The sequence below is a fragment of the Streptomyces sp. NPDC051243 genome, assembly GCF_044455405.1.
In the GTDB taxonomy this organism is placed as follows: domain Bacteria; phylum Actinomycetota; class Actinomycetes; order Streptomycetales; family Streptomycetaceae; genus Streptomyces.
The window spans coordinates 175,227-189,932 of record NZ_JBITES010000001.1 but is presented as its reverse complement, the minus strand read 5'-3'; the positions used below and the strand labels follow the sequence as shown (position 1 = coordinate 189,932).

Below are 14,706 nucleotides of genomic sequence, written 5' to 3'. Positions count from 1 at the left end.
ACCGGCGACACAGGACTGAGAAACACAGAGGACGCACGCCATGAAGCAGATCCCCTACTGGCTGGACACAGCTCCGGCCCTGCCCGACCGTTCCGGAAAGGACCTGCCCGAAGAGGCGGACGTGGTGGTGATCGGCGGCGGCCTCACCGGCCTGTCCACCGCCTATCACACCGCCCGCAAGGGTGCCCGGACCGTCCTCGTCGAGAAGGACAAGGTCGGTTCGGGCGCCTCCGGGCGCAACGGCAGCATGTGCACCCAGGGCATCACCATCAGCCCCGCCGAGGCGCGCAAGCGCTACGGCCAGGAGCGGGCCCGTGAGCTCTACGACGCCTTCCGCGACGCGGTCGACCTGGTCGAGGAGCTCACCCGAACCGAGAACATCGACTGCGACTTCAACCGCTCCGGGCGCCTCGGCGCGGTCTGCAAGCCCGGCCACTTCGACGGTCTGCGGGCCAAGCAGCGCGACCTGGCCGACAACTTCGGCCACGAGACGGTCGTCCTCAGCAAGAGCGAGCTGCGGGCCGAACTCGGCACGGACTACTACCACGGCGCTCTGCTCGACCCGGACAGTGCGGGCCTGCACGTGGGCAAGTTCGTCGGCGGCCTGGCGGACGCCGCCGAGCGGGCCGGCGCCGACATCCACGAGCGCAACGCCGCGACCGGCCTCACCCGGCTCCCCGGCGGCGGCTTCGTGGTGGAGACCATGCACGGCACCATCCGTGCCAAGCAGGTCATGGCGGCGACCGACGCCTACACCGACAAGTCGATGCCGTGGTTCCGCAAGCGGCTGATCAACGTCGGCAGCTTCATCATCGTCACCGAGCCGCTGGGGGAGGCGCGTGCCAAGGAGCTCATCCCGAACGGCCGCCTGCTGGTCGCCCACAAGAACGTCGGCCACTACGTCCGGCTCACCCCGGACAACCGACTCGCCTTCGGCGGCCGGGCCCGCTTCGCTCCTTCCAACCCGGCTTCCGACATCAAGAGCGGTGACATCCTCAAGCGGGAGATGACCGAGATCTTCCCGCAGCTGGCGGGGGTGCGCATCGACTACGTGTGGGGCGGCATGGTCGGTTTCTCCTGGGACCGCATCCCGCACGCTGGCGAGGTCAACGGCCTGTACTACTCCATGGGTTACTGCGGCCACGGCGTCCAGATGGCCACGTACATGGGCCGCGCGGTCGCCGAGATGATGGACGGCAAGCCCGAGGCCAACCCGATGCGCGGCTTCGGCTTCCCGAAGGTGCCCGTCCCCTTCTACAACGGCACCGCCTGGTTCCTGCCGTTCGGCGGCGCCTACTACAAGGCGAAGGATCGCCTGCTCTGAGCAGGTACCGACACCGGTGACACCACGGGGCCTTCCGTGCAGCCGCGCGGAGGGCCCCACCATGCCTCCCGAGAGAAGCCCCAGCCTCATGAACGCCGTCACACGCATTGAGCACGACTTGCTCGGCGACCGGGATGTCCCCACCGACGCCTACTGGGGCGTGCACACCCTGCGCGCCACGGAGAACTTCCCGATCACCGGCACTCCCATCTCCGCCTACCCGCATCTGATCGACGCCCTCGCCGCCGTCAAGGAGGCCGCCGCCCTGGCGAATGAGGAACTGGGGCTGCTGGCGCCGGAGAAGGCCGCCGCCATCATCGCCGCCTGCCGGGAGATCCGCTCCGGCAAGCTGCACGAGCAGTTCGTCGTCGACGTCATCCAAGGTGGTGCCGGCACTTCGACGAACATGAACGCCAACGAGGTGATCGCGAACCGGGCGTTGGAGCTGCTGGGCCGTGCCAAGGGCGAGTACCGGTACCTGCACCCCAACGAGGACGTCAACCTCGGCCAGTCCACCAATGACGTCTATCCGACCGCCGTGAAGATCGCGACCGTGTTCGCGGTGCATGAGCTGCTCAAGGCGATGGCGGTCCTGCAGGACTCCTTCGCCCGTAAGGCAGTGGAGTTCCGCGATGTGCTGAAGATGGGGCGCACCCAGCTCCAGGATGCCGTGCCTATGACTCTGGGCCAGGAGTTCTCCACGTTCGCGGTGATGCTGGACGAGGACCGCAGCCGCCTCGCCGAGGCCGTGGAGCTTGTCCATGAGATCAACCTCGGCGCCACCGCCATCGGTACCGGGCTCAACGCACCTGCCGGCTACGCCGAGTCGGCCCGCCGCCACCTCGCCGAGATCACCGGTCTGCCGCTGGTCACCGCCGCCAACCTCGTCGAGGCCACGCAGGACTGCGGCGCCTTCGTCCAGATGTCGGGCGTGCTCAAGCGCATCGCCGTGAAGCTGTCGAAGAGCTGCAACGACCTTCGCCTGCTCTCCTCCGGCCCCCGCGCCGGCCTCAACGAGATCAACCTGCCGCCCGTACAGGCCGGTTCGTCGATCATGCCCGGCAAGGTCAACCCGGTGATCCCCGAGGTCGTCAACCAGGTCGCCTTCGAGGTCATCGGAAACGACGTCGCCATCACCATGGCCGCCGAGGCGGGACAGCTCCAGCTCAACGCCTTCGAACCGATCATCCTGCACTCCCTGTCGGAGTCCCTCACCCACCTCCGCGCGGCCTGCCTCACCCTGGCCGAGCGTTGCGTGGACGGCATCACCGCCAACGAGGACGAACTCCGCGCGGCGGTGGAGAGCTCCATCGGTCTGGTGACCGCGCTCAACCCTTACATCGGGTACATGGCGGCCACCGACATCGCCAAGGAGGCACTCGCCACCGGCCGGGGCGTGGCCGAACTCGTCCTGGAGAAGGGCCTGTTGCCCGCCCAGACCCTCGCCGACCTGCTGCGGCCCGAGGCCGTGGCGGGCAGCGGTCGGGTGCTGGCCTGACAGGGAACGAACATGAGACTCCAGAATGTCAACGCTGTGATCACCGGAGCATCAAGCGGCATCGGTCAGGCTGTCGCCTCCCACTTCCGCCGCGAGGGCGCCAACCTCCTGCTCACCGGACGGCGGCCTGAGCCCCAGAACGCTGCGGGGCATGTTCAGTGGCGACCATGCGGTCACGGACGCCATGACCTGGCACTACACCGCGGCGACAGGACGTCGGCGGATGCATCGAGGCGATGGTCGGTCCTGGCCGCAGGTATGCCGAACGGACCCTCACGAGCCGTCCATTGGTTGAGGTTTCGCCTGTCGAAGGGAATCAAGTGGGGGAGGGCGGTTCGGGCACCGGCGACAAGGGCGGTTCGGGCGGTCGGCTGCGGGTGGCTCTCGCCGTACCGTCCGTACAGGCGCTCGCCCCGTGCAGTCTGCCGCGTACGGCGTCGGACAGGATGTTGTTGAGGCAATGGGTGTGCAGGGGCTCGACGTCAGTACGCCCTGGTCGGGCCGGGCGTCGTCGAGCCGGCGCACAACCGGGGAGTCGATCCTGGTTCAGGCGAGGTCGTGACGGCCTTCCCGGAGTTGCGCGATGACGTCGCCCAGGGGTACGGCCATGGCTCGTCCGACGTTGATCCAGTCGTCCTTGGCGTGGCCGAGGAGGTAGTCGCGCCGTTCTGGTACGCGCTCCGCGCGCCAGTTCGTGATCAGCGCGCGCAGCGTGAGTCGTGCCAGCGCGGCAATCGGCAGCAGCGGAAGCTCCGAGTCGTCGATGGGGCGTGCCCGTTCGTAGCCGGCGACGAAGGCGCAGGCATCCAGCCAGGGATGATCTGGCACGCGGCCGAGCAGGTTGGCCAGGGAGACAGCGGGGTCGAAGATCACGGCACTGCGCATGGTGTCACCGAAGTCGATGACGCCGGTGACAAAGTCGTCGCTTCGCGGATCCACGACCACGTTGTAAGGGCTGTAGTCGCCGTGGATCACTTGCGTTTCGAGATCATTCAGCCTTGGGACGATGGCTCCGTCGAAAAGCCGGAAGACCTCCTGAGCCAACTGACGGTGCTCGTTATTCGGCGTGTGCTCGACAAGTCCGGTCAGCTGGTGGAAATGCCGGATGTCCCATACCAACCCTCGTCGGTCCGCAGGGTGCTCAAATGCTTTCAGTGCCACGTCGACTCGTCCCAGCATCTCGCCCACCTTGGCGAGCTGCTCAGCCGTTGGATTCGTTCGTGCCAGGACCGGACCTTCGACGAAGTCGAACACCCGCAGGACTCGAGTCCTGCCGTCGTTCGTTCTGATGACCACGCGGTCGTCTCCGCCGACGGTCAGCTTCACCCGCTGGACCGGCAATTCCGGAGCGGCGCCTTGGAGAAAACGCATCACGGCGGTCTGTAGAGCGACAACCGTCTCTGCCTCGTCAGGGGGTGAGACCTTCACGAGGTAGTCGTTCGAGCCGGTACTGAGCCTGAACGTGTCATCCTTCTCCGTCGCCAGTCGCTCGAGACGTCCGCCGACGTGGTAACGCCCCTCAAGGAGGGCGCTCACCAGCATGACGTCGATGGGCTCGTGAGACGATGCCAGGCCGCTCTCCTCGAAGAGCCGTTGAACGATTCTCATTGCCGGTGAGGTGTTCATGGTCAGTTCCTTGGCCAGCCTGCTACAGACGGTCCTTCGCGACCTCGGAGAAGGTCTCCAGGAATCGGGTCACATCGGCGGAGGTGAAGGCCAGCGGGGGACGGATCTTCAGAACGTTCGCCGCTTTGCCCGTGCCGCTGATGAGGATCCGACGGTCGCGCATGTCGTTGATGACATCTTCGGTGCGTGAGCGGTCGGGCTCGAGCGTCTCCCGGTCCTTGACGAGCTCCACACCGACGTAGAGACCGCTGCCGCGCACCTCGGCGACGTAAGGGGAATCCTTCGTGATCTCCTGGAGCCCTGTGCGCAGAGCCGTACCGTTCTCGAGAGCGCGCTGCTGCACGTTCTCGTTCTCGAAGACATCCAGGACTGCGGCGCCGGCGGCCACGGGGATCGAGCTGCCGGCGAAGGTGTTGAAGTAGCGAACGCTCTGTCCGAACTCCTCGCAGACCTCGGGACGGAAAGCCACCCCCGAAATCGGCAGTCCATTGCCCATCGGCTTACCCATGGTGACTATGTCCGGCAGCACGGCGTGGCGGGCGAAGCCCCACATCGAGTCTCCGAGCCGGGCGAATCCCGACTGCACCTCGTCCGCGATGTAGACACCGCCGGCCGCGTGCACCTCCTCCACCACGGCCTTCATGTAACCGACCGGGTCCGTGAAGATTCCATCGCTGGAGTAGGCGCAGTCGGTGATCAGTGCCGCGAGCCGGTAACCATGGCGCTCCAGGTCGTCGATCGCGCCGCGCACCTGGTTGCGCATGTGCTCGGCGAGCGTGGATCCGGGCGCGACCAGGCGCGGGTCAGGAGGGTCGATGAGCCGGACGTTCGGTCCCAGCGGTGACCCTGTGCCCAGAGTCGGCGAGAAGCTCGCCACCTCACGAGTGAGGCCGTGGTAGGCCCAGCGAGTCACGATGATTCCCTCACCGCCCGTGTGGAACCTCGCCACCCGCACCGCGAGGTCGTTGGCCTCCGACCCGCTGCACGCGAGACTCAGCTTCGACAACTCCTCGGGGAAGGTGGCGAGAAGCCGCTCCGCATAGTCGACCAGCGACTCCTGGACGTAGCGGGTGTTGGTGTTGACTGCCGCCATCTGGCGGGAGACGGCATCGGCCACGTGCGGGTGGGCGTGCCCGACGCACGGAACGTTGTTGTACGCGTCGAGGTAGTCGTTGCCGTCGCGGTCGATCAGGTGGGCTCCGTGACCGGAGACGAATTCGACCGGCTCCTTGTAGATGAGCGTATAGCCAGGACCGAGCACTTTGTTCCGGCGTCGGATGGTCTCCTGGAGGTGTTCGGGGAGCTCGCTCAGCCCGCCCGGGTCGAACCGGTTGGGGTAGTGGGCGAGGGCTGGACTCAGCGTCGAAGCCATCGGAGGCACACCTTTCGGCCTGGTTCAGTCGGAGTTGCTCACTGCTGTGGCCGAGACTCTACCATCTTTAGTTCCAGTTCCAGCCTGAAACAAAAATCGTGGCGCTCCGCGAGCTCTGCTCGCACGGCGAGAGAGGTTCCTCTCGACCCCTTTTTCATGCACTCCTGAGGGGGCCCAAGGCCTCCAGGACCGGACTGCCGCCTGCTGGCTCGGCGTAGCGGTCTCGCTATGGTCATGAGGTGACCAGCAATCCCACATCGCGCGACTACAACAAGGCCTCGGTCCTTGATGTAGTCCTGACCAGGGCGCCCTTGACGCGGAACGAGCTCATCGAGCTCACGGGCTTGAGCAAGGCCACGGTGTCCCGAGCCGTGGAGGAGCTTCGGGCGGATGGCTTCGTCATCGACGGCGGAGTGGATGAGGTTGTCGGCCGCGGCCGCCGGTCCACCTATCTGGACGTGCCCGGTACGACCGGGCACGTCGTCGGTATCAGCTTCGGCGCGCAGACCACCTGCGTCCTCGTCACCGATCTGAGGGGCCGCGGGGTCCACCACGTGACGGTTCCCACCGAGGCCCACGACGACGTCAGGGCCGGCGCCGAATGGCTGGTCGGCTTGGTTGCGAAGGCCAGCGAATCCGCACAGGGACCACTGCGCCAGGTCGTCGCCGCGGTGCCTGGCCGGGTCCGGAACGGCAAGGAGATCTTCGGCCCGGCGGAGTCGATGAAAATCTTCGCTGGCTCTGATCTTCAGCGAGCCATTGAAGACCTGATCAATGCTCCCGTGCTCCTCGACAGTGACGCCAACGCGTCCTTGCTCGGAATCCTCACCAACGACGCCACCGTCAGGAACGCCGCGCTCTTCAGCCTCAGCACCAGCCTGAACTTCGCCAGCTGCACAGATCGCGAGCTCGCCCGCGGGCGGACGCCCGCCTTCGGGGACATTGGTGTGCTCTCCTCCGGCGTTGACGATGAGATCCTCGATGAGCTGCTGAGCACAAGCGGTCTTCTTCGCTTTGCTCGTGTGCGCGGCCTCGAGCTGGAACGCATCGAAGACCTCTGGCGGGAACCGCACGAAGAGATGCCGCACGCCGAGGTGCTGGAAGCGTTCACCACGGCAATCGCGACTGCTGTCAGCGTCGTCGCCGTGATGCTGGACCCTGAATCGGTCTATTTCGTGGGCCGATTGCGCCCGCTCGTCGAAGAAGTGCTTCCCGAGGTGCGCAGACGACTGGGCCAGAGCCTTCCGGCGGTCCCGGAGATCAAGACGGTGACGCAGGTGATGGGCCTGTCGACAGCAGAAGGAGCGGTGTACGCGTGCCTGACCCTGGCTCAGGGCCGGCTACGAGACGCTGTGCTCGGGGCACGTCGCCAGAGCCAACCTGCGGAGCGATCCGCACCAGCCTTCTGACTCGGCCACCACACGATCTGTCACTGGGGGTGGCCAGGGATTGAATGCTGGTCCGGCATCAGGTTTGACAGGAACCTTCGCGGCCCATGCTGCCGTATCCGAAGCCGCCGAACGTGGCTGTAGCGGCACTCGTTCTGCGGTGGACGGCGGATGGTCGGCCGCGGCGGTGGCGACCGGCAGCAGGCCGAGCGGCGTGCGGGCCCGGTCGCCGGACATCTCGGCGGGCAGCCGTACGGCTTCTCCGACGAAGCCTGCGACCCAGGGGGTGGCGGGGAGCAACCTCCCATAGCCCGTCCGGCACCAGCCGCTCAACTATGTCCGGGTGTCGGCATTGGTTTCGGGTGGCGGACGATATGCCACGGTACGACTGTCCGTGGGCGGCTGCGGCAGGACGCTTGCCGACCTGATGCCGGCTTCGGGGCTGGGTGTGGCTCGCCCGGGCCGAGGCACAAGCTTTCTCCGGGTGACGTGTCGATTGAGCTGGCGCCTGTTCGGCAGATCTTGGTTGATGGTCGCCAGCAGGTGTGTGACCAGGGGATTGTGGTCGTTCTCGCGCCAGGCGACGGCCACTCGTGTACGGGCTGTGCCTGGTTCGATCCTGCGGAAGGCGACGCCTTTGAGGCGGATGCGTCGGATGCTCGCCGGGGCCAGGGAGACGCCCAGACCGGTTTCCACGAGGGCGCACACGGTTTGCCACTCCACCGCGTGCTGGACTACCTGCGGTGTGAACCCTGCAGCGGTGCACAGGCCGATGATCTGGTCGTGCAGTGGCGGGCCGACCGCGCGGGGCAGCAGCACGAAGGGCGAGTCCGCCAACTGTTCAACCCGTACGGTCCGTTGCGTGGCCAGAGGATGGGTGGACGGCAGCACGGCCACGAAAGGCTCGCTGAGTACCGTCCTGAAGCCGAGCCCAGTCTCGTCGGTGGGGGGTTCGCGCAGCAGACCGATGTCGATGGTCTTGTCATGCAGGGCGGCGATCTGCGGAGCGGTGGTCATCTCGTGGATGTCCAGGTGCACGCCGGGAAACTGGTGACGGAAGGTTCGCAGAAGGCCGGGCAGGACCGTCAGGGCGAGGGAGGCGGCGAAGCCGATCCGCAGGCGACCGGCCCGGCCACTGCCGACGGCCCGGGCTGCGGCCAGACCGTCCGCGAGGTCGGTGAGTGCCCGTCGGGCGGCGGGCAGCAGCTCGCTGCCGGCCGCCGTGAGGGTGACACGCCCTGGGGCGCGGGCGAACAGCTCGTGGCCGACCTTGTCCTCCAGGCGGCGGATCTGCTGGCTCAGCGGCGGCTGGGCAATGCCCAGTCGGGCGGCCGCGTGGCCGAAGTGGAGTTCCTCTGCGAGCACGACGAAGGCGTGCAACTGCGGTAGCGGGAGTTCGGGGCGGCGCTCCATACGCCCAGAGATATCAGACCATCCATGCGGCCGTATTAGACGTATCAATGCTGGTCATTTAGCGTTCGGCGCATGACAGAGCGACGCGCGATCCTCAGCGGCTCGGCCTTTGAGGAGCAGATCGGCTACGCCCGTGCCGTGGTCGACGGCGACTGGGTGCATGTGTCCGGGACGACCGGGTTCGACTACGCCACCATGACGATCTCCGACGACGTGGTGGAGCAGGCCGAGCAGTGCCTGCGCAACATCGAGGCCGCACTGGCCGAGGCGAAGTGCACCTTCGCCGACGTGGTGCGCGTGCGTTACCTCCTGCCCGACCGCGAAGACTTCGCATCCTGCTGGCCGGTCCTGCGCCGCTGCTTCGGGGAGGTTCGGCCGGCCGCCACGATGCTCATGTGTGGTCTCGCCGACCCGCGGATGAAGATCGAAATAGAGGTGTACGCGCGGCGGCGCGTCCCCCTCGCGGTGGCGCCATGAGCGATCACCCGGAAGCGCCTGTCGTGCCCGTCGGGGCCTATGAACCGCCCTACTACGTGGCGGTCTTCACCACGGTGCGAACCCAGGACCAGAGCGGCTACAGCGAGACCAACGCACGCATGGAAGACCTGGTGAAGGACGTCCCCGGATACCTCGGGACGGACCACGCGCAGACTCCTGGCGGGCTGGGCATCACCGTCAGCTACTTCCGGAACGCCGACGCCCTCACCCAGTGGCGGACCAACATCGAGCACCGGGCGGCGCAAGAGCGCGGGCGAGCCGAGTGGTACCAGAGCTACACGCTGCACGTGGCGAAAGTGGAGCGGAGCCACGGGTTCACACGAGCGCAGAACCCCGGTCGCTGAGGTGGTCTCGGTTGGTCAGCCTGCTGACCGGGCTCTGCGACAGCTGCCTTCCCGCGCCCCAAGGGTGGAGCCAAGTGCCGTTGCCGATGCCGCGGAGGTGTGGCCGCGCTGCCCCGCAACGTCTGCTGCTGAGCCGCGGCGCCCATCCGATCCTGCGTCCGGTTCGCTCTGGCGCAGGCGCTGGGCCTCCTCGAAGAGGCGGTTCGTGTGGTTCGCCAGTACGCCGCCCAGGAGGAGCTCCGGGCTGTAGAAGGAGCGTGCGGCGGCGGCCACCTCCTGTGCGGTCAGGTCGATTTGGATGATGTCGGTACGGCGGATCTCGGCGATCGAGCTTGCCCAGACGACGCGCCGTACATTCGCCCAGGCCAGCGCGCTCATGCACATCGAGCAGGGCTCGCCCGTCGTGTAGAGGGTGGTGTCGGCCCAGGCCTGGTTGCCGTGTCGCCGTACGTAGTCGTTCATGGCGGCCACCTCGCCGTGCAGCAGCGGGCTGTCCGCCCCGGTGTTGACGCCACCTGCCAGGACCTCGCCGGTGCGGTTGTGGACGATCACCGCGCCGAACGGCCACTCGGGATTTCGCCGGGCCCGGGCGACGGCCGGCCACATGAATGCCTCATGCCTGGCACCGGCACCGGCACCGGCACCAGCACCAGCGCCTGTTGGGACGGCCAACGGCGCCGCGACACCCGCCATCACGGCTGCCGTCCTGCCGAGGAACTGACGCCTGCACGAGTCCATGCACCTCTCCTCACCCGGCACCGATGACTTCGCAGCGTATCCGAACCGTCACGGGAAGGGGGTCTGGAAACCGCGGGCTCAGGTCGCAGCGGGGATGTGGCGCGCCGCTGCGAGTCCGGCCATCCTTCGAAGTGCCGTGAAGTAGGCGGCGCAGTACGCCTCGTTGATCAGTGGCATGATCCTGTCGAGGTCGGCGATGCACGACCAGAGGACGGCAATGCCACTGCTGTCGAGTCCGCCGCTCAGCTCTCTCTGGACGAGGCCCGCGACATCGGCGTCCAGGAGGACCAGCTCCACGCCCTCGATGTCCACGCCGCGGAAGCTTGCGGGAAACGGCGCGCGCCGATGTTCCTCCCACAGCCGGGCGAGTCGGTCCTCGGACTGTGCACCGCCCGCGTCAACCGCCGTCGCCTCCACCCCAGTTGGCCGTGCGCCGAGAAGCAGAGACACAGCGTCGAAGACGGCACGCACCATGCGGATGGCGTCGGCCGGCGTGCGGGCGGCACTTGTCGCGGTGCCCTGCGCAAGCTTGTCGCGCAGCAGCCGGCCGCCATCGAGTCGGGCGGCGAGTTCGGCCGTGATCAGCCCTGCGTCGGCGGCCCGCTCGGTCAGGTCCCGGAGGGGTTCGTCGACGGCCAGCCGTTCGGCAAGGACCTGCTCCAGGGCGAACAGGGAATGGGTGACGGCGACGGTGGCGAACTCGTACCGGTAGTAGGAGTGCCGGATGAGTTCGCGGGACGTTTCCAACGCACTCATGACGTACATCGACGCGTCGCCGGGCACAACCAGGTCGGCAATCAGAGCGCGCATGCCCGGATGGTCGAGGACGAGGTCACGGGCGCGCGGGTCCGGTACCGGCACAGGGAGCGGACCGGGCGACGGCGGCAGGGTGTTCACCAGCACAGTCTCGCCGCCCGCGGGCGCTCGGTGCCATCGCATTTGCTGGGAGGGCCGGAGACCCGCTGCCACCTGGTCCAGGCCGACTTGAGGCGGTCGGGCTGCTGACCGGCGTGCAGGAAAGGGCGGGTGGTCAGTGCGGTTCCGGTGCCGTACCGGAGACGGGCGGGTCCGTACGGAGCCGTGTCCCTTCGGCGCGCAGGCGGCGGACTGTCCGGGCCTCGGCGCGTTCCACGGCGCCGCGACCGTGGGTGTGCACCAGGGCCAGGTGGAACAGGGCCGGCGTGACGGGGGCCCAGCGGCGAATCCGGTCCGGGCGCAGGACGTAACGGATGACGTCCACCGGGCGGAACGGCACGTACTCGATGCTCTGGTGCTCCCAGCGGTCGGCGACGCCGCGCGAGATGCGGGAGCGCAGGGCCGGCCCGGTCAGGTCGGTGAGGTGTGCGGTGAAGTGGGCGCTCCACTGCCGTCGTTCGATGTCCAGGACGAAGGCCAGCAACGTGAGCGTGTACTCCTGCGGCTCCAGTGAGAGCTCCTCGCGCATGCCGCGCCGTGCTACGTCGTGCAGATCGGGCGCGCCGCGGCCGGCCGAGTCGATGTGCCGGGACAGCCCCTCGTTCACGGAGGAGCCCCACAGGCCGGGCCCTGACCTGACGTTGTCGGCTCGCCGGCTGACGACGAGCAGGTGATCGGCCGTGACCACGGCGACGTTCACACCGAAGCTGCACTGCAGGAAGGCGGGGGCGTCCAAGGGGTGGTCGGGATCGAGGTAGCGTCCGCGCGGAGTGGTTCCGTCGGCGAACCTGCGGTCGAGCTGCTGCGCCGCGAGGAACGTGAAGTAGTCGGTGGGGCGCAGGAGTAGCCGTACGTCCGCGTGCTCCTCGAGCGCGGTGCGGGAGATCTCCAGGCCCTCGACGGCATACCGGGGACCGTTCCAGACGCGCACCCGTGTGCCGGACGTCTCCGCCTGCTCCTCCGCCGCCTCGACCTCCGCGCGCCAGGCCGCCATCTCCTCCGGGAGGACCACCTCGCCCTGAAGCACCTGGACGCGGACCGACTCCGGCGCGATGGCCTGCTCTCCGTCGCCCTCGACCACCAGCGCCGACGTGTGCAGCGGGCCGATCGAGAAGGTGGACCACGTGGAGAGCGGGACTTCGCCCTCACGGTACGTCAGACTCCGTACGGCGGTGGCGAATCGGCGACGGATCCTGAACCAGCCGTCCTGGAGCGGCTGTTGGAACAGTATGGCCAGGATGATGCCGCACACGGCCCCGACTATCCCGTTGACAAGATCGATTCCGTTCACAAACCGGCAGCGTATAGCGCTCCCGGGAGAGCCGCATCGGCGGACCGGAGCGGTCGGGCGTCCCTGTCACGGCATTCGCGGAAGGTGACAAATGGCCAGCAGCCCAGGGCAGGTGCGGAAGCGCGCGGAGGACGCGCGCCCCGGGCGGCGACGGACGCGCGCCCCGGGCGGCGACGGACGCGGTCGTATCCGTGCTCAGGGACCCGCCGCGTCCGTCCCGTGTCCGCATCCGGCTATGTCCGTCCCATGCCCGCACCCGGCTATGGAGTGGCCCCGGCCGGCCGTGCATTGAAGGCATTCACATGCTCCGCGGCCCACTCGCCGAAGGTGCGGGCCGAGCGGCCGGTGATCTTCTCGACGGTGTCGACCACCGTGCGACCCACCTCCGGGGTGTTGCCGTACGCCTCCAGCAGGAAGCCGATCACATCCTCCGGATGGCCGGCCGCCCGCCACCGCTCGACGGCCTGCCCCTCGGTGAGTTCGACCAGGTCGATCTCCCGGCCGCGGGCGGCGGCGATCGTCGCCACCTTGTCGGCGACGGTGAGCAGTTCGGGTCCGGTGATGACGTACTCCTGGCCCCCGTGCCCCTCCTCGGTGAGCGCGACCGCGGCGACGGCGCCGATGTCCCCTTCGTGGACCATGGCGCTCAGCCGGGAGACGAACGGCTCGTGGACCTCGCCCGAGGTCACGCTCCCGTCCGCCCACTCCAGGGCGTTCGCCATGAACTCGACCGGCATGAGTACGGTCCAGTCCACACCGTCGTCCGCCCGCACGGCGTCCTCCAGGAGGGAGGGCCCGCCGCCGTGCAGCACGGTGACCCGGCGCACACCGGCCGCACGGGCCGGCCGCAGGATCCGCGGGCCGGTCTCCAGCGGTGCGAAGTAGGGGCCGCCGAAGGTGATCAGATGGAGGCCGGTGACGCCGTCCAGGGCCGGTATCAGGGTGTCGGGTTCGGTCAGGTCGCCCTGGACGACCTCGACGCCGGCCGGTAGGTCGGCCTTCGCCGCGTCCCGGGTGAGGGCACGGACCTCGTGGCCGCGGGCGAGCAGTTCGGCGACGACCTGGCGGCCGACGGTCCCGGTGGCTCCGGTGACGAGAACCTTCTGTGTCTGGGTCATGGGACGACCGTAGGGAGACTTGCGGTCAGCTTCGGTCCGCAAGTGGGGAACTCCGGCTCACTGGTTCGTGGCACGGGCGGGGCGCGGGGGCACATCGGTCGGCTCCGATCGCAGCCCTGTACTTTGTGAGCGCCACTGGCCGTCACGGAGATGGGCAAACCGGTCGCCGAGGCGGAGGGCGAGGTGGACAAGTCGGCCCGGACCGCCGACCAGGGGGTGCGGACGCCACCGCGGTCCCGGGAGGCCGGCGACCGGGCAGGTGAGCAGGCGCGGTCTACCGCAAGCGGGTCGTCTCCAGCAGTTCGCGGGCCATCTCGTGCGCGGGCCCTGCGGTCTGGTCGGCGACGCGGTGGAAGGTCTCCCGGGCGGGGCGGGCAGGCCAGTCGGGGGGCAGGTGCCGGGCGGGCAGCCTGGGGTCCGAGCGGATGGTCCAGAGCCACTCGCTGACCAGCCGCAGCCGGGTGCCGATCGGATCGTCCCCGGATCCGGCGTCGAGGTGGGCGGTCCACCGCTTGTCGAAGGTGACGTAGCGTGCGGCGATGCTCTCCAGGTCCCAGGTGTCACGGACCATGAGCCCGACGTCGGTGGCCTCGTCCGCCCGGGCGTGGAAGATCTTGACGTGGTCGGCCAGTCCGAGTTCCGAGACGACGGCGGCGACGTCGACGTCTCCGGGTGCGATCCACAGCCCGCTGTACAGCGCGCCGAACCCGGCCCAGGTGAGCCGGGATCGCAGGTCGTGGCGCTGGCGTTTCCAGGAGTCCGGGAGGGAGAAACCGAGCAGGGTCCAGGAGCCGTCCCACTCGTCGTTGACCGCGCCCTGCTGCCAGATGCGGGTACGGCCGTCCTCGAGGACGCGCGTCGCCTGCGGGGTCAGGCCGAAGAACATCTTCCGGCCCTCGCGCTGACGCCTCAGCAGGCCGCGGTTGACCATCCGGGTGAGCGTGGAGCGTACGGCCTGTTCACCGACCCCGACGCGGCCGAGCACGTCGATGATGCTGCCGGAGTAGACCCCCAGGTCGCCCTCCTCCAGGACGTGGTTGCCGAAGAAGGCGAGCATGAGCGACTGGGGGCGCGGCTGCGGGGCCTCCGAGATGTCGCCACCGTCCGAGGTGTCCAGGATGTCGTTGTACGCCACGGTGGAAAGGTTACGACTGCCCGCCGAGGGTGGTGCGGCGGGCAGT

The 14,706-nt window shown here is 68.3% G+C and carries 13 protein-coding genes and 1 pseudogene; 6 read left to right on the top strand and 8 right to left on the bottom strand.

Going from position 1 to position 14,706, the window contains the following annotated elements:
• Nucleotides 1–40 precede the first annotated feature (40 nt).
• The 3 genes from ACIBAG_RS00855 to ACIBAG_RS00845 all read left to right on the top strand — a co-directional run bounded on the left by ACIBAG_RS00855 (nucleotide 41) and on the right by ACIBAG_RS00845 (nucleotide 3,278).
• Nucleotides 41–1,324 carry an NAD(P)/FAD-dependent oxidoreductase gene (locus tag ACIBAG_RS00855; RefSeq protein WP_399099438.1) on the top strand — a complete coding sequence of 428 codons (1,284 nt, stop codon included), beginning with the start codon at nucleotides 41–43 and terminating at the stop codon, nucleotides 1,322–1,324.
• 88 nt (nucleotides 1,325–1,412) lie between these two features.
• Nucleotides 1,413–2,822 (top strand): aspartate ammonia-lyase, encoded by a 1,410-nt coding sequence (gene aspA / locus ACIBAG_RS00850; protein ID WP_399099436.1) that lies wholly within the window; start codon nucleotides 1,413–1,415, stop codon nucleotides 2,820–2,822.
• Between the two features lie 12 nt (nucleotides 2,823–2,834).
• On the top strand, nucleotides 2,835–3,278 hold the full coding sequence (locus ACIBAG_RS00845; RefSeq protein ID WP_399099434.1) for an SDR family NAD(P)-dependent oxidoreductase: 444 nt from the start codon (nucleotides 2,835–2,837) through the stop codon (nucleotides 3,276–3,278).
• A gap of 90 nt (nucleotides 3,279–3,368) precedes the next feature.
• Here the strand turns inward: ACIBAG_RS00845 and ACIBAG_RS00840 are convergent, their stop codons facing one another.
• Nucleotides 3,369–4,448 carry a phosphotransferase gene (locus ACIBAG_RS00840; protein ID WP_399099431.1) on the bottom strand — a complete coding sequence of 360 codons (1,080 nt, stop codon included), beginning with the start codon at nucleotides 4,446–4,448 and terminating at the stop codon, nucleotides 3,369–3,371.
• 22 nt (nucleotides 4,449–4,470) lie between these two features.
• Nucleotides 4,471–5,820 (bottom strand): aspartate aminotransferase family protein, encoded by a 1,350-nt coding sequence (locus ACIBAG_RS00835; RefSeq protein ID WP_399099429.1) that lies wholly within the window; start codon nucleotides 5,818–5,820, stop codon nucleotides 4,471–4,473.
• Between the two features lie 239 nt (nucleotides 5,821–6,059).
• Here ACIBAG_RS00835 and ACIBAG_RS00830 point away from each other — a divergent pair, with 239 nt between their 5' ends.
• The gene (locus ACIBAG_RS00830) at nucleotides 6,060–7,229 is read left to right on the top strand and encodes an ROK family transcriptional regulator (RefSeq protein ID WP_399099427.1); all 1,170 of its coding nucleotides are present in this window, start codon (nucleotides 6,060–6,062) and stop codon (nucleotides 7,227–7,229) included.
• Between the two features lie 492 nt (nucleotides 7,230–7,721).
• On the opposite strand, the pseudogene ACIBAG_RS00825 reads toward ACIBAG_RS00830, so the two are convergent.
• A pseudogene (locus ACIBAG_RS00825) lies at nucleotides 7,722–8,621 on the bottom strand (LysR family transcriptional regulator); the annotation flags it as partial.
• A 72-nt stretch (nucleotides 8,622–8,693) separates the two neighbouring features.
• Between ACIBAG_RS00825 and ACIBAG_RS00820 the strand changes: the two are divergent.
• Both ACIBAG_RS00820 and ACIBAG_RS00815 read left to right on the top strand, forming a co-directional pair.
• Nucleotides 8,694–9,098 carry a RidA family protein gene (locus ACIBAG_RS00820; RefSeq protein WP_399099425.1) on the top strand — a complete coding sequence of 135 codons (405 nt, stop codon included), beginning with the start codon at nucleotides 8,694–8,696 and terminating at the stop codon, nucleotides 9,096–9,098.
• Nucleotides 9,095–9,463: an antibiotic biosynthesis monooxygenase family protein gene (locus ACIBAG_RS00815; RefSeq protein WP_399099423.1), complete on the top strand. Its 369-nt coding sequence runs from the start codon at nucleotides 9,095–9,097 to the stop codon at nucleotides 9,461–9,463. The genes ACIBAG_RS00820 and ACIBAG_RS00815 overlap by 4 nt, the downstream gene beginning before the upstream one ends.
• A 15-nt stretch (nucleotides 9,464–9,478) precedes the next feature.
• On the opposite strand, the gene ACIBAG_RS00810 is transcribed toward ACIBAG_RS00815, so the two are convergent.
• From ACIBAG_RS00810 to ACIBAG_RS00790, 5 genes are all read right to left on the bottom strand, one after another.
• Nucleotides 9,479–10,069: a nucleoside deaminase gene (locus tag ACIBAG_RS00810; protein ID WP_399099421.1), complete on the bottom strand. Its 591-nt coding sequence runs from the start codon at nucleotides 10,067–10,069 to the stop codon at nucleotides 9,479–9,481.
• Between the two features lie 210 nt (nucleotides 10,070–10,279).
• Nucleotides 10,280–11,011, bottom strand: a complete 732-nt coding sequence (locus ACIBAG_RS00805) for a hypothetical protein (protein WP_399099419.1) — start codon at nucleotides 11,009–11,011, stop codon at nucleotides 10,280–10,282.
• 220 nt (nucleotides 11,012–11,231) lie between these two features.
• On the bottom strand, nucleotides 11,232–12,368 hold the full coding sequence (locus ACIBAG_RS00800; protein WP_399099417.1) for a hypothetical protein: 1,137 nt from the start codon (nucleotides 12,366–12,368) through the stop codon (nucleotides 11,232–11,234).
• Nucleotides 12,369–12,667: 299 nt separating this feature from the next.
• Nucleotides 12,668–13,525 (bottom strand): SDR family oxidoreductase, encoded by an 858-nt coding sequence (locus ACIBAG_RS00795; RefSeq protein WP_399099415.1) that lies wholly within the window; start codon nucleotides 13,523–13,525, stop codon nucleotides 12,668–12,670.
• A 274-nt stretch (nucleotides 13,526–13,799) separates the two neighbouring features.
• The gene (locus tag ACIBAG_RS00790) at nucleotides 13,800–14,660 is read right to left on the bottom strand and encodes a PaaX family transcriptional regulator C-terminal domain-containing protein (protein ID WP_399099411.1); all 861 of its coding nucleotides are present in this window, start codon (nucleotides 14,658–14,660) and stop codon (nucleotides 13,800–13,802) included.
• Nucleotides 14,661–14,706: the final 46 nt, after the last annotated feature.

Coding starts and splice junctions, on each gene's coding strand:
- ACIBAG_RS00855 (WP_399099438.1), top strand. CDS start 41: ATGAAGCAGATCCCCTACTGGCTGGACACAGCTCCGGCCCTGCCCGAC.
- aspA (WP_399099436.1), top strand. CDS start 1,413: ATGAACGCCGTCACACGCATTGAGCACGACTTGCTCGGCGACCGGGAT.
- ACIBAG_RS00845 (WP_399099434.1), top strand. CDS start 2,835: ATGAGACTCCAGAATGTCAACGCTGTGATCACCGGAGCATCAAGCGGC.
- ACIBAG_RS00840 (WP_399099431.1), bottom strand. CDS start 4,448: ATGAACACCTCACCGGCAATGAGAATCGTTCAACGGCTCTTCGAGGAG.
- ACIBAG_RS00835 (WP_399099429.1), bottom strand. CDS start 5,820: ATGGCTTCGACGCTGAGTCCAGCCCTCGCCCACTACCCCAACCGGTTC.
- ACIBAG_RS00820 (WP_399099425.1), top strand. CDS start 8,694: ATGACAGAGCGACGCGCGATCCTCAGCGGCTCGGCCTTTGAGGAGCAG.
- ACIBAG_RS00815 (WP_399099423.1), top strand. CDS start 9,095: ATGAGCGATCACCCGGAAGCGCCTGTCGTGCCCGTCGGGGCCTATGAA.
- ACIBAG_RS00810 (WP_399099421.1), bottom strand. CDS start 10,069: ATGTGGCCGGCCGTCGCCCGGGCCCGGCGAAATCCCGAGTGGCCGTTC.
- ACIBAG_RS00805 (WP_399099419.1), bottom strand. CDS start 11,011: ATGCGCGCTCTGATTGCCGACCTGGTTGTGCCCGGCGACGCGTCGATG.
- ACIBAG_RS00795 (WP_399099415.1), bottom strand. CDS start 13,525: ATGACCCAGACACAGAAGGTTCTCGTCACCGGAGCCACCGGGACCGTC.